The 22,442-nt window shown below is 64.2% G+C and carries 18 protein-coding genes; 16 read left to right on the forward strand and 2 right to left on the reverse strand.

Features of this window, described 5'->3' with window-relative positions:
• On the reverse strand, positions 1-1,191 hold the full coding sequence (locus tag ACFOOL_RS13700) for a bifunctional 2-C-methyl-D-erythritol 4-phosphate cytidylyltransferase/2-C-methyl-D-erythritol 2,4-cyclodiphosphate synthase (RefSeq protein ID WP_380097753.1): 1,191 nt from the start codon (positions 1,189-1,191) through the stop codon (positions 1-3).
• 188 nt (positions 1,192-1,379) lie between these two features.
• On the opposite strand from ACFOOL_RS13700, the gene dusB reads away from it, so the two are divergent.
• From dusB to ACFOOL_RS13780, 16 genes are all read left to right on the forward strand, one after another.
• Positions 1,380-2,360: a tRNA dihydrouridine synthase DusB gene (dusB, locus tag ACFOOL_RS13705; protein WP_380097755.1), complete on the forward strand. Its 981-nt coding sequence runs from the start codon at positions 1,380-1,382 to the stop codon at positions 2,358-2,360.
• Positions 2,357-3,478: a two-component system sensor histidine kinase NtrB gene (locus tag ACFOOL_RS13710; protein WP_380097756.1), complete on the forward strand. Its 1,122-nt coding sequence runs from the start codon at positions 2,357-2,359 to the stop codon at positions 3,476-3,478. The genes dusB and ACFOOL_RS13710 overlap by 4 nt, the downstream gene beginning before the upstream one ends.
• Entirely contained in the window at positions 3,475-4,920 is a 1,446-nt protein-coding gene (gene ntrC, locus ACFOOL_RS13715; RefSeq protein WP_380097758.1) for a nitrogen regulation protein NR(I), read from the forward strand. Before ACFOOL_RS13710 ends, ntrC begins: the two co-directional genes overlap by 4 nt.
• Positions 4,921-5,267: 347 nt before the next feature.
• The gene (gene dnaE / locus ACFOOL_RS13720) at positions 5,268-8,723 is read left to right on the forward strand and encodes a DNA polymerase III subunit alpha (protein WP_380097760.1); all 3,456 of its coding nucleotides are present in this window, start codon (positions 5,268-5,270) and stop codon (positions 8,721-8,723) included.
• A gap of 188 nt (positions 8,724-8,911) precedes the next feature.
• Positions 8,912-9,685 (forward strand): 30S ribosomal protein S2, encoded by a 774-nt coding sequence (gene rpsB, locus ACFOOL_RS13725; protein ID WP_380097762.1) that lies wholly within the window; start codon positions 8,912-8,914, stop codon positions 9,683-9,685.
• A 130-nt stretch (positions 9,686-9,815) separates the two neighbouring features.
• The gene (tsf, locus tag ACFOOL_RS13730; RefSeq protein WP_380097763.1) at positions 9,816-10,742 is read left to right on the forward strand and encodes a translation elongation factor Ts; all 927 of its coding nucleotides are present in this window, start codon (positions 9,816-9,818) and stop codon (positions 10,740-10,742) included.
• A gap of 197 nt (positions 10,743-10,939) precedes the next feature.
• The gene (gene pyrH, locus ACFOOL_RS13735) at positions 10,940-11,659 is read left to right on the forward strand and encodes a UMP kinase (RefSeq protein ID WP_380097764.1); all 720 of its coding nucleotides are present in this window, start codon (positions 10,940-10,942) and stop codon (positions 11,657-11,659) included.
• Positions 11,660-11,766: 107 nt separating this feature from the next.
• Positions 11,767-12,324 carry a ribosome recycling factor gene (frr, locus tag ACFOOL_RS13740; protein WP_380097766.1) on the forward strand — a complete coding sequence of 186 codons (558 nt, stop codon included), beginning with the start codon at positions 11,767-11,769 and terminating at the stop codon, positions 12,322-12,324.
• A 33-nt stretch (positions 12,325-12,357) separates the two neighbouring features.
• Entirely contained in the window at positions 12,358-13,119 is a 762-nt protein-coding gene (locus tag ACFOOL_RS13745; RefSeq protein ID WP_380097768.1) for an isoprenyl transferase, read from the forward strand.
• Positions 13,116-13,976 (forward strand): phosphatidate cytidylyltransferase, encoded by an 861-nt coding sequence (locus ACFOOL_RS13750; RefSeq protein WP_380097770.1) that lies wholly within the window; start codon positions 13,116-13,118, stop codon positions 13,974-13,976. The genes ACFOOL_RS13745 and ACFOOL_RS13750 overlap by 4 nt, the downstream gene beginning before the upstream one ends.
• Positions 13,977-14,015: 39 nt before the next feature.
• Positions 14,016-15,152 (forward strand): RIP metalloprotease RseP, encoded by a 1,137-nt coding sequence (rseP, locus tag ACFOOL_RS13755; RefSeq protein WP_380097772.1) that lies wholly within the window; start codon positions 14,016-14,018, stop codon positions 15,150-15,152.
• A gap of 183 nt (positions 15,153-15,335) precedes the next feature.
• Positions 15,336-17,501, forward strand: a complete 2,166-nt coding sequence (gene bamA, locus ACFOOL_RS13760) for an outer membrane protein assembly factor BamA (protein ID WP_380097774.1) — start codon at positions 15,336-15,338, stop codon at positions 17,499-17,501.
• 71 nt (positions 17,502-17,572) lie between these two features.
• Positions 17,573-18,604 carry a UDP-3-O-(3-hydroxymyristoyl)glucosamine N-acyltransferase gene (gene lpxD / locus ACFOOL_RS13765; protein WP_380097775.1) on the forward strand — a complete coding sequence of 344 codons (1,032 nt, stop codon included), beginning with the start codon at positions 17,573-17,575 and terminating at the stop codon, positions 18,602-18,604.
• The gene (gene fabZ, locus ACFOOL_RS13770) at positions 18,601-19,077 is read left to right on the forward strand and encodes a 3-hydroxyacyl-ACP dehydratase FabZ (protein WP_380097777.1); all 477 of its coding nucleotides are present in this window, start codon (positions 18,601-18,603) and stop codon (positions 19,075-19,077) included. The genes lpxD and fabZ overlap by 4 nt, the downstream gene beginning before the upstream one ends.
• Positions 19,074-19,883 carry an acyl-ACP--UDP-N-acetylglucosamine O-acyltransferase gene (gene lpxA, locus ACFOOL_RS13775; RefSeq protein WP_380097778.1) on the forward strand — a complete coding sequence of 270 codons (810 nt, stop codon included), beginning with the start codon at positions 19,074-19,076 and terminating at the stop codon, positions 19,881-19,883. The genes fabZ and lpxA overlap by 4 nt, the downstream gene beginning before the upstream one ends.
• Positions 19,884-19,905: 22 nt before the next feature.
• A complete protein-coding gene (locus tag ACFOOL_RS13780) occupies positions 19,906-21,054 on the forward strand; it encodes a lipid-A-disaccharide synthase (protein WP_380097779.1) in 1,149 nt (382 codons plus the stop codon).
• Here ACFOOL_RS13780 and gltA read toward each other — a convergent pair.
• Positions 21,030-22,319 (reverse strand): citrate synthase, encoded by a 1,290-nt coding sequence (gene gltA, locus ACFOOL_RS13785; RefSeq protein WP_380097781.1) that lies wholly within the window; start codon positions 22,317-22,319, stop codon positions 21,030-21,032. The genes ACFOOL_RS13780 and gltA overlap by 25 nt on opposite strands.
• Between the last annotated feature and the right edge of the window lie 123 nt (positions 22,320-22,442).

Below are 22,442 nucleotides of genomic sequence, written 5' to 3' on the forward strand. Positions count from 1 at the left end.
TCAGTCCACCCTCGGCACTTCCACGCTTGCACTCGCCATAGCCACGATCCCTTCCTCCCGCCCGATGAAGCCGAGCTTTTCGTTGGTTGTCGCCTTGACCGCCACGCGGCTCGCCGTAATGCCGAGCGTTTCGGCGATCACGGCGCACATGGCGGGAGCGTGCCCGGCAATCCTCGGCGCTTCCGCCACGATTGTCACGTCCAGATTGACGATGCGGCCATTGCGGCGGCGCACAAGTTCGCCGGCATGGCGCAGGAAGATGGTCGAGGCCGCATCGCGCCACTGCATGTCGCTGGGCGGGAAATGCACCCCGATATCGCCTTCGCCGATGGCCCCCAGAATGGCGTCGGTGAGCGCATGCAGCGCTACATCCGCGTCGGAATGGCCTTGCAGCTTAGCGCTGTGGGGGATTTTGACGCCGCCGAGCCAGACGGCATCGCCGGGCGCGAAGGAGTGAACGTCGTAGCCGATGCCGATACGGGTTTCCATGCGGCTGTCTCCTTGCAATAGGCGTTCCGCCCGATTGAAATCATCCGGGTGCGTGATCTTGATGTTGTCGCGGTCGCCGGGAACCATGACGACGCGGAGCTGCGCCCATTCGGCGATCTCGGCATCGTCGGTGAAATCCCGCTCGATCTGCGCCGCGCGCCGGTGCGCGGAAAATATGCGCTCGAAGCTGAAACCCTGCGGGGTTTGGGCGGCATGAAGCTGGCGCCGATCCTCGGTGCCGGCGACCATGTGTCCATCGGGCGAGCGCTTGATCGTGTCGGTGACGGGCAGGGTTGGCAGGGCGCCGTCGTTATCGGCGATGGCCGCAATGACGGCTTCGATCAGTGCGCGGGGAACGAATGGTCGGGCGGCGTCGTGGATAAGCACGTAATCAGGCTGCAATGGCTCGAGGGCCTTGAGCCCTTCCAGCACTGAAGCCTGGCGGCTCGCACCACCGGAAACCGGCGGCAGCAAGCGCGCATCGGCAAGATCCAGTGCGGCGAAATTGCCGTCGTGGTCGGCATGGATCACCGGAAGGACATGCGAGACCGCCTCGACATCGAGAAAGGCGGCGACGGTGCGCGCCACAACGGGCTTGCCGCCGATCGGCCGGTATTGCTTGGGAACGGCATCCCCGTTGACGCTGGCGCGTTCGCCCTGTCCGGCGGCCACAACGATGACGGCGATGGATTTTTGACGCATGGAGGGAATACTTCGAAACAGAACTCGTCTTCCGCCAAGCTCTAGCCCTCGCCCCTCCATGCGGCAAGAGCAGGGCTGGTTTCCGCCTTCATGCTGCTTCCGGCAGTTGCGCGGGATATTGAAATGATTATTGTGCAGGCAGCATTTTCAGGATGACTATTTCCGGAGCAATTGTGCCAGATCGTGCCATGACCATTGGTGGGCATCACGTCCGCAATCGTGCCTTTCTGGCTCCGATGGCGGGCATCACCGATCGGGCGTTTCGGTGCCTTGCCGAGCGCTACGGCGCAGGCCTCGTAGTGTCCGAAATGGTGGCCAGCGCCGCCCTCAGCACCGGCCATGACGGCATGGTGCGCAAGCTCGGCCGGGCTGGGAAGCTGCCGCATATGGTGCAGCTTGCAGGCTGCGAGCCGCAATGGATGGCCGAGGGCGCACGCATCGCCGAGGCGGCGGGCGCCGATATCATCGATATCAATTTCGGCTGCCCGGCCAAGCGCGTCACCAATGGTTATGCCGGGTCGGCGCTCATGCGGGTGCCGGATCAGGCTCTAGCGATCGTAGAGGCCGTGGCCGGCGCCACCACGAGGCCGGTAACCGTCAAGATGCGCCTCGGCTGGGACGATGACAGCCTGAATGCCCCGGATATCGCGCGGCTGGCGGAGGGCGCGGGCGCACGGATGATCACCGTTCATGGCCGCACGCGCCAGCAATTTTACAAGGGCGAGGCGCGCTGGGAGCCGGTGCGCCGCGTCGTCGAGGCCGTCAGCGTGCCGGTCGTTGTCAATGGCGATATCACCGATGCCGACAAGGCACGCCGGGCGCTGGCCGAATCCGGAGCCGCCGCCGTCATGCTGGGGCGCGGGGCGCAGGGCCGACCCTGGCGTGTGGGACAGATCGGGGCGGCTCTCGATGGTCTATCTCCGGAGCCGGCGCCGCAGGGTGCGGAACTGGTCGAGCTGATCCAGAACCACTATACCGAAATGTTGGTCGATTACGGTACCCAGACCGGCCTGCGCGCGGCGCGAAAACATCTCGACTGGTATGCAGAGGCGGCGGGGCTGGTGCTGGAGAAGCCGACGCGCCGCGCCTTGCTCGACAATGATGACCCCAAGGCCGTGCTCGCACTGATCGGCAGGCTGTTTTCGGGCGAATGGAGAACGGCCGCATGAGCGGCGCGGCGGCGACGGACCCCGACGCGGTGCCGGCGCAGGCGGTGCTCCAGGCATTGCCGCAGCCCATTCTGGTGCTGGATGAAGAACGCCGCATCCTGTTCGCCAATTATGCAGCCGAAGCTTTTTTTGCGACCTCGCTGAGCGTTCTCGCCCGCCAGGCGCTGGACGATCTGGTCGCCTTCGGCTCGCCCCTGGTCTCGCTTGTCGGCACTGCCGGCCGGCGGCGGGCGCCGATGATGGAATATCGTGTCCGGATCGGCTCTTCCCGTTTCGGCGACGAGCGCGTGGCCGATGTCTTTGCCTCCCCGGTCTCGGACGAGGATGGCCGCGTGGTTATGCTGATCCAGGAGCGCACCACTGCCGACAAGATAGACCGGCAGATGGTATCGCGCGGAGCCGCCCGGTCGGCGACGGGGCTGGCCGCCATGCTGGCCCATGAGATCAAGAACCCGCTCTCCGGCATTCGTGGCGCCGCTCAATTGCTGGAGCAGTCCGTGCCGGCGGAGGAAGTGCCGCTGGCCCGGCTGATCCGCGATGAAACCGACCGCATTGTCGGCCTGATCGACCGTGTCGAGGTATTTGGCGACGAACGGCCCATGGAGCGCGAGCCGGTCAATATCCACGTCATCCTCGACCGGGTGAAGCTTCTGGCGCGCAATGGCGTGGCACGGGACGTGGCGTTGTTTGAGGAATACGATCCCTCGCTGCCGCCGGTTCTGGGCAATCGCGACCAGCTCATTCAGGTGTTCCTGAATCTGATCAAGAACGCATCGGAAGCCGTTGAAAGGATTCAGAATCCGGAAATCCGCATATCGACCGCATTTCGCCCCGGCATCCGCATCAGCGTGGCCGGCGCCGCCGAGCGCATTTCGCTGCCGCTCGAAATCGTCATCGAGGACAACGGGCCGGGAGTGCCGCCCGACATCCTGCCGTTCCTGTTCGATCCCTTCGTCACCACCAAGGCCAACGGCTCCGGCCTCGGCCTGGCGCTGGTGGCCAAAATCGTGGGGGATCACGGCGGCGTGGTCGATTGCGAAAGCCGCCCCGGCCGAACGCGGTTCCGCATCCTGCTGCCCGTCGCCAGCGGTGCCGCCGAAGGAGATCAGCCCAGATGAGCCATGTCGTTCTGCTCGCCGATGACGATGCCGCCATCCGTATGGTGCTCAACCAGGCGCTGACCCGTGCCGGCTACGAAGTGCGGCCAACGGGGAATATCTCGACCATGTGGAACTGGGTGAGCCGGGGAGAGGGCGACATATTGATCACCGACGTGGCCATGCCCGACGGCAACGCCTTCGAGGTCATGCCCGGGATCAGGAAGCTGCGGCCCGATCTGCCCATGATCGTGATGAGCGCACAGAATACCTTCATGACGGCGATCCGCGCCTCCGAGGCCGGCGCTTATGAATATCTGCCAAAACCCTTCGACATCGCCGAAGTGCTCTCGACGGTCTCGCGCGCCCTGGCCGATGCCCGCAAGTCCGGCGCGCAGGATCGCAAGCCGGAGGAGCCGGGCGAGGCCATGCCGCTGGTGGGCCGTTCGGCAGCCATGCAGGATATCTATCGCGCCCTGGCGCGGCTGATGCAGACCGACCTGACCGTGATGATCACCGGCGAGAGCGGCACGGGCAAGGAACTGGTGGCCCGGGCGCTGCATGATTTCGGCAAGCGGCGAAATGGTCCCTTCGTTGCGATCAACATGGCCGCGATCCCGCGCGACCTGATCGAGGCGGAACTGTTCGGACATGAGAAAGGGGCCTTTACCGGTGCCAATGCCCGCTCCTCCGGGCGGTTCGAGCAGGCCGAGGGCGGCACGCTCTTCCTCGACGAAATCGGCGACATGCCTATGGAGGCCCAGACGCGCCTGCTGCGCGTGCTGCAGGAAGGCGAATACACCATGGTGGGCGGGCGCAGCCCCATCCGGGCCAATGTGCGTATCGTGGCGGCCACCCATCGCGATCTGGGGCAGATGATCCGGCAGGGATTGTTCCGCGAAGACCTCTATTACCGCCTCAACGTCGTGCCGATCCGGCTACCTCCTCTACGCGAGCGCGTCGACGACATCGCCGACCTGGTGCAGCATTTTCTGCGCGCCGCACAGCGCGAGGGGGATGCGGTCAAGACCATTGCCCCGGAAGCCGTCAGGCTGCTGCAGCTTTACGCCTGGCCCGGCAATGTCCGCGAACTGGAAAATCTGGTGCGGCGCCTTTCCGCGCTCTACGCCGACGAACAGATTTCGGCGGAGATCGTTCAGAACGAACTCGATATGGGTGTGCGCCCCCCGGCGCCTGCACAGAATGGTCCCGTGGACATTTCCGTGGCGGTCGAAGCCCATGTTGGGCAGGAGCTGGGCGAATACGAACCCGACCTGCCACCGCCCGGCCTCTACCAGCGCGTGATCGACAGGGTCGAAGCACCCCTCATCGCCATGGCGCTCAACGCCTGTGGCGGCAACCAGATCCGGGCGGCCGAGCTTCTCGGGCTCAACCGCAACACGCTGCGCAAGAAAATCCGCGCGCACGGCATCGAGATCGTCAAGCATAGCCGCCGCGGCTAGGCATCTGTGCGATGTATCCGCCGTTTCGTCCGGCCGCGGCCCGATTCTCCCCGCTATGCAGCTCCTAAGGATTTCCTAACCAGTTAACCGCCGTCCCCGGTTTCACCGGTGTTCCCGTATAGACGTGAACAAAAAACGAACATATAAGAACAATACGGAAACACGGGAGACAGAGATGCTCGATTTCATCAAGGACTTCGCCGCCTTCGTCACGCTGGGGGCCTTCACCTTCGGTTCGCTTGCCTGGATGGATATCATCACCCGTTTCGCGTGATCGGCTGTGGATTGTCGCCGATCCGTTTGACCCGGGGCTTGCGACTGCCACAAGTTCGGACGAGGAGACTCATATGCGCGGCCCCGGCTTCATCCACCTTCACGTCCATTCCGCCTTCTCGTTGCTCGAGGGCGCCCTGCAACTGGGGACCATCCTCGATCTGGCGGCCGCGGACGGCCAGCCGGCGCTGGGCATCGCCGACACCAACAATCTTTTCGGTGCGCTCGAATTCTCCGAAAAGGCGGCGAAAAAGGGCATTCAGCCGCTGGTCGGGGTGGAGTTGGCGGTGGATTTCGCCGCCGCCGAGGAACGCCTGAATGAGCGCGGTCACCTCGCCTGGGCCGGCAAATCCAGCATCGTGCTCATGGCGCAGACCGAGGAGGGGTTTTCCAATCTCTCCCGGCTGGTGTCGCGGGCCTATCTGGAAGGCGAGAACGGTCTTGCCCGCGCCAGTCTCGACTGGCTTGCGCGGGAAAGCCTTGCCGGGCTGATCTGCCTTTCCGGCGGCCCGGAAGGGGCCATCGACATGGCGTTCGCCCATGGTCAGAATGGCAATGCGATTCGCCGGCTCGACCGGCTGGCGGACCTGTTCGGCGACCGTTTCTACATCGAATTGCAGCGCCATGGCCGCCCGATGGAAGCGACCGTGGAGCCCCGGCTCGTCGACTACGCCTATCGCAAGGGCATTCCACTGGTTGCCACCAACGAGCCCTTCTTCAGGACGGAAAAGGAATTCGAGGCCCATGACGCGCTGCTGGCCATCGCCGGCAGCTCGGTTCTGGCCCAGACCGAGCGGCGCAAGCTCGGCGACCAGTATTATTTCAAGACCCGCGCCGAGATGATGGAGCTGTTCTCGGACCTGCCGGAGGCGCTGGCCTCCAGCGTCGAGATTGCGCGGCGCGTATCCTTCCGGCCGAGGACGCGTGGCCCCATCCTGCCCAAATTCGCCGCCGGTTCCCACGCCACCGAGGACGAAGTGGTGGCGGCGGAGGCGGCCGAACTGCGCAAGATCGCGGTGGACGGTCTCAACCAGCGCCTCGCGGTCACCGGAATCGCCCCCGGCAAGACCGAGCAGGAATATCGCGAGCGGCTCGATTTCGAGCTGGGAATCATCGAGAAGATGAAGTTCCCCGGCTATTTCCTCATCGTTGCCGACTTCATCCAATGGGCCAAGGCCCGCAATATTCCGGTAGGCCCGGGGCGCGGGTCGGGCGCCGGCTCCCTCGTGGCCTATGCCACGACCATCACCGATCTCGACCCTCTGCGCTACAATCTGCTGTTCGAGCGCTTCCTCAACCCCGAGCGCATCTCGATGCCGGACTTCGACATCGACTTCTGCCAGGACCGGCGCGAGGAGGTGATCGACTACGTCCAGGAGAAATACGGGGCCAGCCAGGTCGCCCAGATCATCACCTTCGGAACCCTGCAGGCGCGCGCCGTGCTGCGCGACGTCGGGCGCGTCCTGCAGATGCCCTATGGGCAGGTGGACCGGCTGTGCAAGCTGGTGCCGGCCAATCCGGCCGATCCCTGGTCCATCGAGCGCACGATCAGGGAGGTGCCGCAATTCCGGCAGATGGCCGAGGAAGATGAGACCGTCGGCCAGCTCGTGGAGATCGCCCAGGCGCTGGAGGGGCTCTATCGCCACGCCTCCACCCATGCCGCCGGCATCGTCATCGGCGACCGGCCGCTGCAGGAATTGCTGCCGCTCTACCGCGATCCGCGTTCCGACATGCCGGTGACGCAGTATAACCTCAAATGGGTGGAGCCGGCGGGGTTGGTCAAGTTCGACTTCCTCGGCCTCAAGACCCTGACCACCATCCGCTATGCCGTGGACATGGTAAGGAACCGGGGCATCGAACTCGATATCGATGCCATCCCCATCGAGGACGAGGCCACCTACAAGCTTTACGCGCGCGGCGACACCTATGGCATCTTCCAGTTTGAAAGCGCGGGGATGCGACGGGCGCTGATGGAGCTCAAGCCCGACCGCATTGAAGACCTCATCGCCATGAACGCGCTCTATCGGCCCGGCCCGATGGACAATATTCCCAGCTTCATCGACCGCAAGCATGGGCGCGAGCCGGTCGACTATCCCCACGCGGCGCTGAAGGAGGTTCTGGACGAGACCTACGGCATCATCGTCTATCAAGAACAGGTGATGCAGATCGCCCAGCTCCTGTCCGGATATTCGCTGGGCGAGGCCGACATGCTGCGCCGCGCCATGGGCAAGAAGATCAAGGCGGAAATGGATGCGCAGCGCGTCCGCTTCCGCGAGGGCGCCGGACCCAACGGGGTGAGCGAGGCGCTGGCCGACCAGATTTTCGATCTCTTGGCGAAATTCGCCAATTACGGCTTCAACAAGAGCCATGCCGCCGCCTATGCCTGGGTGTCCTACCAGACGGCGTATCTCAAGGAACATTTCCCCCACGAATTCTACGCGGCCTCGATGACGCTCGACATGGCCCAGACCGACAAATTATCCGACTTCCGCCGCGAGGCGGGCAGGAAGGGCATCGAGGTCGTGCCGCCCTGCGTCAACAGCTCGGAAGTCGTGTTTTCGGTGAAGGACGACCGCATTCATTACGGGCTCTCGGCCGTCAAGGGCGTCGGCCGGGCCATGGCCGAGCATATCGTCGAGATTCGCGGCGACGCGCCGTTTGCGGATCTGGGCGACTTCGCTCGCCGGGTCGATCCGCGCGTGCTCAATAAACGGACGCTCGAAACCCTGGTCAATGCCGGGGCTTTCGACGCTCTCGTGCCGCGGCGCGAAGTGGCGTTCGCCGCCATGGACGCCGTTATCGGCACGGCCCAGTCGCTGACGGCAGACCGCAGTAGCGGACAGGCCTCGATGTTCGACGTGGTCGAGGAGGAGCCGTTCCGCCTGCCCACCGGCGTCCCTGTCTGGAATTCGACGGAGCGGGCCGACCGGGAGCTTTCGGCCATCGGTTTTCATCTCTCCGCGCATCCGCTCGACGCCTATGCCGATCTGTTCGAAAAGCTGCGCGTGCAGCGCTGGAGCGATTTCGAGCGGGCGGTCAGGGATGGCGCCGGGGCAGGGCGGCTGGCCGGCACCATTTCCTCACGCAACGACCGGCGGACGCGCAAGGGCACGCCGATGATGGTGCTGGCCCTTTCCGACCAGAGCGGCACTTTCGAGGTGATTTCCTTTTCCGAGCAGATCGCCGAATACGGCTCGATCCTGCAACCGGGCAATTCCGTGATCCTGCAGGTGGGCGCCGATGAGCGGGCCGAGGGCGTCAGCCTCAGGCTGATTTCGGCCGAACCCATAGAGGGGCTGGCCGATCGGGTCGACCGGCGGCTGACCGTTTTCACCGCGGATGCGAAGGCGTTGGGGCCGATCAGCGCGCAGCTGAAGCCCGGCGGTAACGGCACGGTCAATTTTGTGGTCATCCGTGACGGCGGCGCCCGCGAATACGAAATCGAGCTGCCCGGCAAATACGCGATCACCGCGGAAGTTGCCGGCGGCATCAAGGCGCTGGACGGGGTGACCGACGTTCGCTTCGCATAAGGGCGGCCCGGCAGCGGGATTGGCTTGCGCATCGGGCCGTGTTCGCCTATATGGCGCACGCGTCCGGCTTTTGTGTCGGGCGTGATCACACACACGAAGCAGGCTTTGCCCCTCGGGGAAAACCATCCGGTGGCGGGTTCCGCTGCAAGGCTTCGTGGAGGCATCAACCGGTAAAGGAGCAGCCCATCATGGCACTGCCTGAATTCTCCATGCGTCAGCTTCTGGAAGCTGGCGTTCACTTCGGCCACCAGAAGCACCGCTGGAACCCGAAGATGGAACGCTATATTTTTGGCGTTCGCAACGACATTCACATTCTCGACCTGAGCCAGACCGTGCCGGCCCTGAGCCGCGCGCTGCAACTGGTCTCCGACACCGTGGCCGATGGTGGCCGCGTGCTGTTCGTGGGCACCAAGCGCCAGGCCGCCCCGCTGGTGGCCGACGCCGCCAAGCAGTCGGCGCAGTATTACGTCAATTCCCGCTGGCTGGGCGGCACGCTCACCAACTGGCAGACCATCTCCAATTCCATCGCGCGCCTGCGCGAACTGGAGTCGATGAGCGAGGCTGACCTTGCCCTGCGCACCAAGAAGGAGCGCCTGATGATGTCCCGCGAGCAGGAGCGCCTGGAGCGCGACCTGGGCGGCATCAAGGACATGGGGAACCTTCCCAACCTGCTGTTCGTCATCGACACCAACAAGGAAGCCAATGCGATCAAGGAAGCCCGTCGCCTGGGCATTCCCGTGGTGGCCATCGTCGATACCAACTGCGATCCGGATGTGGTCGACTACGCCATTCCGGGCAATGACGACGCCAGCCGGGCCCTCGAGCTCTACGTGTCGCTGATCTCGCGCGCCGCCATCGACGGCATCGGCCGCTCCTCCAGCGCCCTGGGCGCCGATCTGGGCGAAGCCAGCGAGGCTCCGGCCGAAGACCTGCCGGCCGAAGGCGAGCAGGCCGTCAACTGAGTTTCGTATTGCCGTGCTTTCGAATGGGAGGCGGTCTTCGTCTTCCATTCGAGGCTTTCCAGGGTCCGGACCGCCGGGCCTAACCAATCGAACGATGCAGCCCCGTCTGGGGCTGCCAAGAGGTGATCCCATGGAAATTACTGCTGCAATGGTCAAGCAGCTCCGCGAGCTGACTGGTGTTGGCATGATGGACTGCAAGAAGGCCCTGGCCGAAACCAATGGCGACATGGACGCCGCTGTCGACTGGCTGCGCACCCGTGGCCTGGCCAAGGCCGCCAAGAAAGCCGATCGCGTCGCTGCCGAGGGCCTGGTGGGCGTCGTCACCGCCGGCACCAGGGGCGCGGCGGTCGAGATCAACTCCGAAACCGACTTCGTGGCCCGCAACGAGCAGTTCCAGGCCATCGTCGCCGATGTCGCCAAGCTCGCGCTGGACGCGGACGGCGATGTGGTCAAATTGGGTGAGATGCCGTTTCCCGGCACCGGCCATTCGGTGTCGGCCGAGCTGACCGAGGCCATCACCAAGATCGGCGAGAACATGAATCTGCGCCGCACCCAGGTGGTCGAGGTGTCGGACGGCGTGGTGGAAAGCTATGTCCACAACGCGGTCAAGCCCGGCATGGGCAAGATCGGCATTCTGGTCGCGCTCGAATCGGCCGGCGACAAGGCCGCGCTTTCGGCGCTGGGCAAGCAGCTTGCCATGCACATCGCGGCGGCGCAGCCGCAGGCCATTTCGCCCGAGGAACTGGATCAGGACGTGGTGGCCCGCGAGCGCGCCATCATCCTCGAACAGGTCAAGGAAAGCGGCAAGCCTGCCGAGATCGCCGAAAAGATGGTCGATGGCCGGATGCGTAAATACTTCGAGGAAGTCACGCTGCTCAGCCAGGTCTTCGTGATCGACGGCGAAACCAAGGTCGCCGACGCCATCAAGAACGCCGAAAAGGATGCCGGCGCGCCGATCAAGCTGACCAGGTTCGTGCGTTTTGCGCTGGGCGAGGGCATCGAGAAGGCCGAGGCGGATTTCGCCGCCGAGGTCGCCGCCACCGCCGGCGTGAAGTAAGCCATTTGCATATGCGGGCGCGCCTCCGGGCGCGTCCGCCGCTCTCCGGGTTTTTCCATTGCTCCGGATCCGAGCGTACCATTCTCATTCATAACCTTGCGCAACTCCGCCTTCTTTTAGTGGCCGTTTTGCCTTAGGGTCGGCCGGGTCCGCCGGATTCGGTGGCCCGTCACACGCATAATCAGGGGGTCACACCGATGTCGTCTGCCTATAAGCGCATATTGCTCAAGGTTTCGGGCGAGGCGCTGGCGGGAGACAATTCCTTCGGTATCGAGCCGCCCTTCCTGCATGGCATCGCCAGCCAGATCGCCGAGGTCGCCCGCGCCGGAACCGAGGTGGCGATAGTGGTGGGCGGGGGCAATATCTTTCGCGGCATGTCCGGTGCTGCCGACGGCACCGACCGGGTGACGGCGGACCTGATGGGCATGCTCGGGACCATGATCAATGCCCTGGCGCTGAGCAACGCCATCTCCCGCCAGGGAATTAAGTCCAAGCCTTTCAGTGCGGCCACCATGCCCTCGGTCGCGGACACCTTCACCGCCCGCGATGCCAAGCAGGCGCTCGAGGACGGGTTCGTGGTGGTCCTGGGGGGAGGCACCGGCAATCCGTTCTTCACCACGGATACGGCCGCCACGCTGCGCGCCATCGAGCTCGAATGCGACGTGGTGCTCAAGGGAACCAAGGTGGATGGCGTATATTCGGCCGACCCGATGATGGACCCCGACGCCACGCGTTATGCCGAAATCGGCTATGACGAAGTGATCCGCCGGAACTTGAAGGTCATGGATACGGCAGCATTCGCGCTTGCCCGCGACAATGCCATGCCGATAATCGTATATGCATTGGATGACGAGGCGGGTCTGGCCGGCGTTCTGGAGGGCAGGGGCCTTTCCACGCGTGTCGGCGATCCGCTCTGACACTGTTTTTGACAGGGCCGGCGGCTTGGCATGGCGCCGGCATCGGATAAGGACCGGGAATCGGGCTCAGACCCGGCTACCGGCAAGCGACTGGAAGGAAACCGGCCATGGCCAGCTATGATCTCAGCGATCTCAAGACCCGGATGCAGAAATCCATCGCCTCGCTCAAGGATGAGCTGAGCGGCCTTAGGACTGGGCGCGCCAGCGCCAGCCTGCTCGAGCCGGTGACAGTGGAAGCCTACGGCTCGCGCATGCCGCTCAACCAGGTGGCCACCGTCACCGTGCCCGAGCCGCGAATGCTCTCGGTGCAGGTCTGGGATCGCTCCATGGCCAACGCAGTCGAGAAGGCCATCCGCGACAGCGGCCTGGGCCTCAATCCGATGGGCGAGGGCCAGGTGATCCGGGTGCCGCTGCCCGAGCTCAACGAGCAGCGCCGCAAGGAGCTGGCCAAGGTCGCCCACACCTATGCCGAACAGGCCCGCGTGGCGGTGCGCCACATCCGCCGCGACGGCATGGATGCCTTGAAAAAGGCGGAGAAGGACGGCGACATGAGCCAGGACGACGCCAAGAAGCAGTCGGATCTGGTGCAGAAGGCGACCGACGATGCGGTGGCCGAGATCGACGGTATCGTCGCGCAGAAGGAACAGGAGATCATGCAGGTCTGACCGACCGCTGATCCGGCACCTGGAGGGCCGTCGATGGCAGGGGAACCCGCCGCCAATATGAAGCCGGAGATGGGCGCGGACCTGCGTATTCCCCTGCATCTCGGCGTGATCATGGACGGCAATGGCCGCTGGGCCAAGCTGCGCGGCAAGCGGCGCACGGAAGGCCATGTGGAGGGCGTCAAGGCCCTGCGCAACCTGGTCGAACTCTGCATCTCCTACGGCGTGGGCTATCTCACCGTCTTCAGCTTCTCCTCGGAGAACTGGACGCGCCCTCCTGACGAAATCTCCTTCATCTTCAATCTGCTCCGGCGCTTCGTCGCCTCGGATCTGCAAAGGCTGATCCGCAATAACGTCCGCGTCAGGATCATCGGTTCGCGCGAGGGTCTGGAGCCTTCGCTGCTGCGGCTCATCGACGATGTCGAGGCCAAGACCGTGCACAATACCGGGCTCACCCTGGTCGTGGCGTTCAACTATGGCGGCAAGGCCGAGATCGTGGCCGCCACCCGCCATCTTGCGCGCGAGGTGGCTGCCGGTCGCCTCCGTCCGGACGATATCGACGAGGCTCGCTTCGGCAATGCCCTGCTCACTGCCGGCCTGCCGGACCCGGACGTGATCATCCGGACCAGTGGCGAGCAGCGCCTCTCCAATTTCCTGCTCTGGCAGGCGGCCTATTCCGAATTCGTGTTCGTCGAGGAAAACTGGCCGGACTTCGACGAGACCTGTTTCATCCGCGTGCTGGAGACCTATTCCCAGCGGGACCGTCGGTATGGTGGCATAGGAGCGGCAGCGAGTTGAGCCAGTCCCGCGGTCCCGATCCCGAGCCCCCGCCGCCAGGGCGCCGTTCCTGGGCCGATCTGGGGCCGCGCCTCGCTTCGGCGATGGTGCTGATCGCTCTGACGGCCACGGCGCTCTATGTCGGCAGCTATCTGTTCGCCGCCGCCGTCGGGGTTGCCTATGGCGGGGCCTTCCGCGAGTGGGAGCGCATGATCTCGCGCACTCCTCTGGCTCCGATGGGGGCGGTAATGGTCGGGTTGGTCGGACTCTCGGCCCTTCTCTACACTGCCCTGGGCGTGCTGGCCTCGCTTGCGACCCTCGCGCTCGCCTGCCTCGTCGCGCTGGGCATGGGCGGGAAGAACCTGCCCTGGCGGATCGGCGGCATCGTACTTTTCGGCCTGCTCATCGTCTCGGTCATGGCCATGCGCGGGGAGGGGATGGCGGGCATATGGGCGGGCATCTATCTGGGAACCGTCATCTGGATGACCGATTCCGCCGCCTTTTTCACCGGCCGCCAGATCGGCGGCGAAAAGCTGGCGCCGGATATTTCGCCTTCCAAGACCTGGTCCGGCGCGCTGGGCGGGCTGGCGCTGGGCACGGGCGCGGGCCTCGTCGTCTGGGTTCTGGTGACCGATTCCCCGTTCTGGATCGGCATCCTGCTGTCGGCGGCCATCAGCGTCTTGGGGCAGGCGGGCGACCTCACTGAAAGCGCCATCAAGCGCCATTTCCGCATCAAGGACAGCGGCGACGTCATTCCCGGTCACGGTGGCCTGATGGACCGGCTCGACAGCCTCACATTCGGCGTGTTCCTGGTGGTTATGGTGGGCGGGCTGCATTCCGGCTTCGGTGCTATCGCGGAAGGCCTGCTTTACTGGTAGCGTGGGGTTCGCGGCCCGGCGCAAGGTTTGGAAATCCCGATGTTTGATTTTGCGTTCTGGCTGCTGTCCTATGTCGTCCCGTTCCTGGCGGTGCTGACGGTCATCGTCTTCGTCCATGAAATGGGCCACTATCTCGTGGCCCGGTGGAACGGCGTGGCGATCCAGACCTTCTCGATCGGCTTCGGGCGGGAACTCTTCGGCTGGAACGACCGGCACGGAACGCGCTGGCGCATTTCGGCCATTCCGCTGGGCGGCTATGTGCGCTTCGTCGGCGACATGAACGAAGCCAGCCTGCCGGATGCCGAGGCGGCCGCCAATGTCGATCCCGCCCTTGTGCCGCATCTGTTCGTCAACAAATCCGTCTGGCAGCGGATCGCCATCGTCGCAGCGGGTCCCATCGCCAATGTCCTGCTGACCTTCCTCATCCTCTATTGCCTGCTGCTCGGCTATGGCCGCTACACCATTCCCCCGGTTATCGGGGAGGTGCTGACGGGCTCCGTGGCCGAGGCGGCGGGCTTCGAGCCCGGCGACCGGATCCTGTCGGTCGACGGCTATGAAGTGCGCGGTTTCGAGGATTTCCAGCGCTATGTCGCCACCAGTCCCGAGCGTAATGTCGTCGTCGAGCTGGAGCGGGGCGGGGCCGAACGCACCCTCAACCTGATTCCCGAGGCCGTGCGGATCGAGGATCGGTTCGGCAATGAGCAGCGCATCGGTCGTATCGGGGTCAGCCGCGACGTTTCGGAAACCGATGTTTCTCTCTACCGGCCCGGCCCCGTCGAGGCTCTGGGCATGACGGTGGAGGAGATTCGCTTCATCATCCAGCGCACCGCCGCCTTCCTGGGCGATTTCTTCGTCGGGCGGGGCGATGTCGAGCAGTTGGGCGGCCCGGTCAAGGTCGCGCGGGTTTCGGGCGAAGTGGCGACGCTGGGCGTGGTCGCGCTCATCAACCTCACGGCGCTCCTGTCGCTGAATATCGGGATATTCAACCTTTTGCCGGTTCCCATGCTCGACGGGGGCCATCTGCTGTACTATCTGGTCGAGGCAGTGCGCGGGCGTCCCCTGAGCATGCGGGTGCAGGAGATGGGATTCCGCTTCGGCTTCGCTCTCGTTCTGGCCTTGATGGTATTCACATTGTTCAACGACACGGTGTTCGATCACTTCGGTATTCTGCGCTAACCCCTTGTTAACCTTGGTTCGCAAGGTGTTGCACGAATACAAGGCTGCCAATGAATTGCTAACCGCGTGATCACTCGCGCCTTGTCCCTGGTTAAAAAAACAGTAAAACACTTCAATGGAGTTAGCTTGGGGGAGCGCTGTGCATGGCGATTCTCCGGGCCGGTCGCAGAAGGCAATAACAATATGATCCACCCCAGCAAGCTGATGCGTGGCGCGGTCTCGGCGATCGCCATTATGGGGGCTGCCCCCATGGCTGCCGGGCTTCCCGTCCTTGGCGTCGTGACGGCACAGGCGCAGGAGCAATTGGTTGCCTCGGTCCTGTTCGAGGGTAATCGCCGCTTCCCCGACGCCCAGCTTCTGGGCATGGTCGATATCTCGACGTCCGGCATTTTCAGCCAGCAGCGGCTGGCCGCCGATATCGAGAGCATCAGGCGGGCCTATGACCGGGAAGGTTTCCTGTCGGTTTCGGTGACCGCCAGGACCGAGCAGACGGCGGATGGTCGGGTTCGCGTCATCTTCACGGTCAACGAGGGCGAGCGCGCCGGCATCGCGGCGATCAATTTCACCGGCAACAACGCCATCGGTGCCAACAATCTCAAGGGCACCATGCTCACCAAGGAGTCCGGCATTCTGAGCTGGCTCCTGCGCGACGACACCTATGACGAACAGAAGATGGCCGTCGATCGCGAGCGCATCCGGCTCTACTACGCCAATCGCGGCTATCCCGATGCGCAGGTCAATTCGGTCGCCGAGTACGACGCTTCGCGCAACGCCTATTTCATCAATGTCACGGTGAACGAGGGACAGCGCTACAATTTCGGCAATGTCGGCATCGAGACCAGCATCGACGGGCTCAACACCGACGTGCTGCGCGGCACCGTGCGGACCGGCAAGGGCGCCAACTATTCCGTCGCCGACCTGCAGAAGAGCATCGAGGACATGGCCTATGAGGCCACCGCGCAGGGCTATTCCTTCGCCGACGTCCGGGCGCGTCTCGATCGCGACGTGGCTACCGGTACCTTCAACGTCACCTATCTGGTCGATGAGGGCGCGCGCATCTATGTCGAGCGCATCAACATCACCGGCAACGTCAAGACCCGCGACTTCGTGATCCGCCGCGAGCTGGAGTTCGCCGAAGGCGACCCGTTCAACCGCTCCATGGTGGTGCGTGGCCGCAACAACATCAACGCGCTGGGCTATTTCTCCAAGGTTGACGTATCGACCGCGCCGGGCTCCGCGCCCGACAAGATCGTGCTCAACGTCAATGTGGAAGAAACCTCCACCGGCGAATATGGCGCGACCGCAGGCTATTCGACCGCCGACGGCATTTTGGGCGAGCTTTCGCTCACCGAGCGCAATTTCCTCGGCCGCGGCCAATATCTGCGCGCCGCCATCGGTGCTTCGCAGTCGGGCCGCACCTTCGACTTCTCGTTCACCGAGCCGCGCTTCATGGGTACGAAGATTTCAGCAGGCATCGATGTCTACCATCGGATTTATGACGAGACGTCTACGAATTTTTACGGTTATGACGCTACAGGTGGGCAGCTCCGTTTTGGGGTGCCGCTTACAAGTGCACTTTCTTCGACACTATTCGCGGGCTATGAGCGGAAGACGATCCGCGATAATAAGACCTACGATCACGATAATGATCCGACCACTCCAGAGATTCCGCTTCCTGGACAGACCTCGTCATTGGTTTCCCACGGCGAAGAATTTAACAAGGCATTCGTTGGCTACACGCTGACCTGGAACGGCGTCGACGATATCAAGAAGCCGACCGAAGGCATCTACGCCACCTTCAGCCAGCAATATAATGGCTGGGATCACAACCTGCTCCGGACCGAGGCCCGCGCGCGCTATTTCATGCCGCTCATCCAGGACTCGGGCATTGTGGCCAGCGTTCGCGGCCAGGCCGGAGTGATCAACAGCCTCGATGGTGGCGCCGTTCATGCGATAGAGGCGTTCTCGCCGGGCTCGCAGCTCATTCGCGGCTTCGAAGGCCGTGGCCTTGGCCCGCGTCTGACTAGCGGCGAATATCTGGGCACGACCATGTATGCCGGTATTTCGGGTGAAATCGAATTCCCGATCCCGGGCCTGCCGGAAAACTACGGCCTGAGCGGAGCGGTCTGGGCCGATGCCGCCTGGATCGGCAGCGACAACCTGCCCGGCATGGGCTCGGGGAGCTTCGACGCCGGCAGCAATGACGAGCCGTGGCGTACCTCCATCGGTGCCTCGCTCATCTGGGCGTCGCCGTTCGGCCCGCTGCGGGGCGATTTTGCCCATGTGCTCAACAAGTCGACCGAAGATCGCACGCAGGTGTTCCAGTTCACCATTTCCACCTTGCTTTAATCCGCGTGGACAGGTGAACCTTCGAGCCGCGGGGCGCCAAGCGCCGCGGCTCTGTGTTTTCAAGTGACATCATGGTCGATACCCGTTTCCACCGCTTCGCCGGCCCGATTGCCCTCGGTGCGCTTCTCGTCCGGGCGGGGCGGAGCGAGCTCGCCGGGGCGCTGGCCGCGCCCGGCCAGGTGATCTCGGGAGTTTCGGAACTCGAGCTTGCCGGACCGGACGATCTGGCCCTGGCCGCCCAGCAGGGTTACGCGGAAGATCTGCGCCGCACTGGCGCCGGTGTCGTCCTCGTCTCGCCGGCGCTGCGCGAGGATGTGCCCGCCGGGGCCATCGCCGTGGTCCTTGATCGGCCGCATGAGCTTTTCGCCGATATTCTCGATCTCCTCTATCCTGCCAGCACCCGCGCCGTCATTGCGGCGGCGGGGCGCGACGATCTGGGGGCGCCGATCTTCGAGCGCGACGTGACCCTGGGTGCCAATGTCGTCATTGGCCCCGGCGTCGAGATTGGCCGGGGCACGGTCATCGGGGCCAATACGGTCATCGGCGCGGGCGTGACCATCGGGCGCAACTGCACCATTGCGGCCAATTGCACCATCGATTGCGCGCATCTTGGCAATGACGTGGTGCTGCATTCGGGCGTCCGCATCGGCACGGAAGGCTTTGGCTGGCTCGATTTCGGTCGCGCCAACCGCAAGATCCCGCAGCTTGGCCGGGTCATCGTTCAGGACCGGGTCGAAATCGGCGCCAACAGTACCGTCGATCGCGGCGCGCTCGGAGATACGGTTCTGGGCGAGGGCACCAAAGTGGATAACCTGGTGCAGATCGGGCACAACTGCCGGATCGGCCGCAACTGCCTGATCGCCGCGATGAGCGGCCTGTCGGGCTCCACCATAGTGGAAGACGGCGTGCTGCTGGGCGGCGGTGTCGGCACCTCCGGCCATCTCACCATCGGGGCCGGCTCCGTGGTTCATGGCCGCGCCGCGGTCACCAAGGACTGGCCCGCCGGCTCCAAGCTTGCCGGGGCTCCGGCACAGGATATAAGAGATTTTTGGCGAGAACTCGCCGCCATGCGGAAACTGTCGAAGGGGGAAAAGCGGGGATGAACGAAACCATCGCCAGCGTAACTGAGCTCAATGCCATGAGCCTTGCGGAAATCCTCGAAGCCCTGCCGCATCGCTATCCCTTCCTCATGATCGACAGGATCGTCGATATCGACGCCGACGAATCGGCCGTCGGCATCAAGAACGTCACGTTCAACGAGCCGATCTTCCAGGGCCACTTCCCTGGCAACCCGATCTTCCCGGGCGTGCTGATCATCGAAGGGATGGCCCAGACGGCCGGGGCCATCGTCATCAAGCACGACTCGACCAGCGGCCGGAAGAACATCGTGCTGATGCTCGGCGTGGACAATGCCCGCTTCCGCAAGCCTGCGGGGCCGGGTGACACGATCGAGTTCCACATCACCAAGATGCACCGCCGCCGCAATGTCGGGCGTTACGAGGCGAAGGCCAAGGTGAACGGCACCGTCATCGCCGAGGCGGAAATCACTGCCATGATCGTCGAGGCGGCTTCGTGAGCGCGCCTGTCGTTCATCCGACAGCCATCGTAGCCAATGGGGCCCGTCTGGGCGCCGGCGTCCGCATCGGCCCCTACTGCATCGTGGGCGACAATGTCGTGCTGCATGACGATGTCGAACTCGTATCCCATGCGGTGGTCGAGGGGCGCACCACCGTCGGCGCGGGCACGCGCATCTTCCCCTTCGCGTCGGTCGGCCACCAGCCGCAGGACCTCAAATATCACGGCGAGCATTCGCGGCTCGAGATCGGCGAGAACTGCACCATCCGCGAGGCGGTGACCATCAATCCCGGTACCGAGGGTGGCGGCATGCTCACCCGTATCGGCGATAACTGCCTCATCATGGCCAATGCCCATGTCGCCCATGACGCGATCCTGGGCGACAATGTCATCATGGCCAACTATGTCGGCATCGCCGGCCATGTGCAGGTAGGAGACAACGTCATTTTCGGCGGCACCTGCGTGGTCCACCAGTTCACCCGCATCGGTGCCCATGCCTTTATCGGCGCCCAGTCCATGGTGGATGGCGATGTCATCCCCTATGGCATGGCCGTCGGCAACAGGGCGGTGCTGACCGGGCTCAATCTCGTGGGGCTCAAGCGCCGCAAGTTCGACCGCGATGCCATCCATCGCCTGCGCACCGCCTATCGGCAGATTTTCGCCAGCGAGGGTACGCTGCGCGAGCGCGTGGAGGATGCCGCGGTGCTGTTCAAGGACGATGTGCTGGTGCAGGACGTGGTTCGTTTCATCGCCGAAGCCTCCGACCGGCCCATCCTGTTGCCGCGCAATGGGCACGAGGGCGAATAATCCACCAGCCCGGGAGCCGCCGGTGACCCGGAAGCTGCGCCTCTTCATCCTGGCCGGCGAACCGTCCGGAGACCGCATCGCCGCCGATCTGGTCGCGCGTCTGCGCCATCGGGTCGAACTCGAGCTTGCCGGCGTCGGCGGGGATGAATTGGCGGGGCAGGGGCTTCGCTCCCTCTATCCCATGAACGATCTCGCAGTGATGGGCGTCACCGACGTGATCCTCAACCTGCCCCGACTGCTGTGGCGCCTGGAGCAGACCGCCCGCGCCATACTCGCGGCGCAGCCCGATATCGTCGTGCTCGTCGACGCACAGGACTTTTCGCGGCTGCTGGCTGGCCGGCTGCGGCGCGGCGGCTATCGCGGCAGGCTGGTGCTTTACGTGGCGCCGTCCGTCTGGGGCCGCAATCCGGAACGCGCCGCGGCGCTGCGGCCGCTTTTCGACGCGGTTCTGGCGGTTCTGCCCTTCGAGCCGGCGGTCATGGAGCGGCTGGGTGGTCCACCGACCTGCTATGTGGGCCATCCGGCGCTGCGCGAACGGATCGAGAGAACCGGCGCGCGCGACAGCGGCTCGCTGCTGTTGCTGCCCGGCAGCCGGGCCGGGGAATTGCGCCGCCATCTGCCGATCCTCAAGGCCCTCTCGCCGCGCCTCGCCGCCATGCCCGGCGTCACCGGGATCGCCTTGCCGACGCTGCCCAGGCTGCGCCCGCGCCTCGAAAAGGAACTGGCCCTCTGGCCGGTGAGCGTGCGTCTGGTCGACCGGCGGGAAGAGCGGCGTGATCTTTATGAGGGTGCTTTGGCTGCAATCTGCGTCTCTGGCACGGCGACGCTGGAGCTGGCGCTTGCCGGCGTGCCCATGGTGGTGATCTATGCGCTCGACCGTCATCAGGCGCGCGTCTTCAGGCGGCTGGGCCGCCCGCCAGTATCCCTGCCCAATATCATTCTCGGCCGGCCGGTGCTGCCCGAAATCGTCGCCGCCCCGCTGACTGTCGAACAGGTCGGCGGCGGCGCGACGGCTCTTCTGGGCGACAAAAAAGCCCGCCAGAACCAGGTTGATGCCTTTGGCGAGCTTGCCCGTCTCATGGAAGCGGGGCAGGCGCCCCACGAAAGGGAGGACCCGGCGGTCCGGATCCTCGACCTCTGGCGCGATCAGCGCTTGCCGATCGGCTCGTAGTCGCGAGCGGCGGCGCCGTTGTAGAGCTGGCGAGGGCGGCCGATCTTCTTCTGCGGATCGCCGATCATTTCCTTCCACTGGCTGATCCAGCCCACAGTTCGCGCCACCGCGAACAGCACGGTGAACATCGAGGTGGGGAAGCCGATGGCCTCGAGGATGATGCCCGAATAGAAATCCACGTTCGGATAGAGCTTGCGGTCGATGAAATACTGGTCCTCGAGCGCGATGCGTTCGAGTTCCTGCGCCACCTGCAGCGTGGGATTGTTCTCGACGCCGAGAATGGCCAGCACTTCCTTGGCGGTCTGCTGCATCACCGTGGCGCGCGGATCGAAATTCTTGTAGACGCGGTGCCCGAAGCCCATCAGGCGGAACGGATCGTTCTTGTCCTTGGCGCGCGCGACGAATTCGGGAATGCGGTCCACCGTACCGATTTCGCGCAGCATGTTGAGCGCCGCTTCATTGGCCCCGCCATGCGCCGGCCCCCAGAGGCAGGCGACGCCCGCCGCGATGCAGGCGAAGGGATTGGCGTCGGACGAGCCCGAAAGCCGCACCGTCGAGGTCGAGGCGTTCTGCTCGTGATCGGCATGGAGCGTGAAGATGAGGTCCATGGCGCGGGCGATTTTCGGATCGACCTTGTATTCCTCCGCCGGCACCGAGAAGCACATATGCAGGAAATTGGAGGCGTAATCGAGATCGTTGCGCGGATAGACGAAAGGCTGGCCCACCGAATATTTATAGGCCATGGCCGCCAGGGTCGGGATTTTGGCGATCATGCGGATCGAGGCGATCTCGCGCTGTTCGGGATCGTTGATATCGGTGGAGTCGTGGTAGAAGGCGGCCATGGCGCCGACCACGCCGGTCATGATGGCCATGGGGTGGGCGTCGCGGCGGAAACCCCGATAGAAATACTGGATCTGGTCGTGCACCATGGTGTGGCGCGTCACCAGCTTTTCGAATTCCGCGAACTGGGTCTGGGTCGGCAGTTCGCCATAGAGCAGCAGATAGCAGACTTCGAGATAGTTCGACTGTTCGGCCAGTTGCTCGATCGGATAGCCGCGATAGAGCAACTCGCCCTTGTCGCCGTCGATATAGGTGATGGCACTGTCGCAGGCGGCGGTCGAGGTGAAGCCGGGATCGTAGGTGAACAGGCCTGTCTGGGCATACAAAGACCGGATATCCATGACGTCCGGTCCCACCGATCCGCTCAGGATCGGGAAATCATAGGTCTGGTCCCCGATGACGAGTTTGGCGACTTTATCGGTCATTGAGCTCTCCTCGCTTCACCCGCGCGACCCGCAGGGAAGATAGAAATTCCGGGCTTGGGCTGGCGCCCCGGGGGGCGCCGAATGTCGTGGTGAGAGGTATCAGGTCTTGGGCGGGACAGGCAA

The sequence above is a fragment of the Devosia honganensis genome, from assembly GCF_042648785.1.
Classification (GTDB): Bacteria; Pseudomonadota; Alphaproteobacteria; order Rhizobiales; family Devosiaceae; genus Devosia; species Devosia honganensis.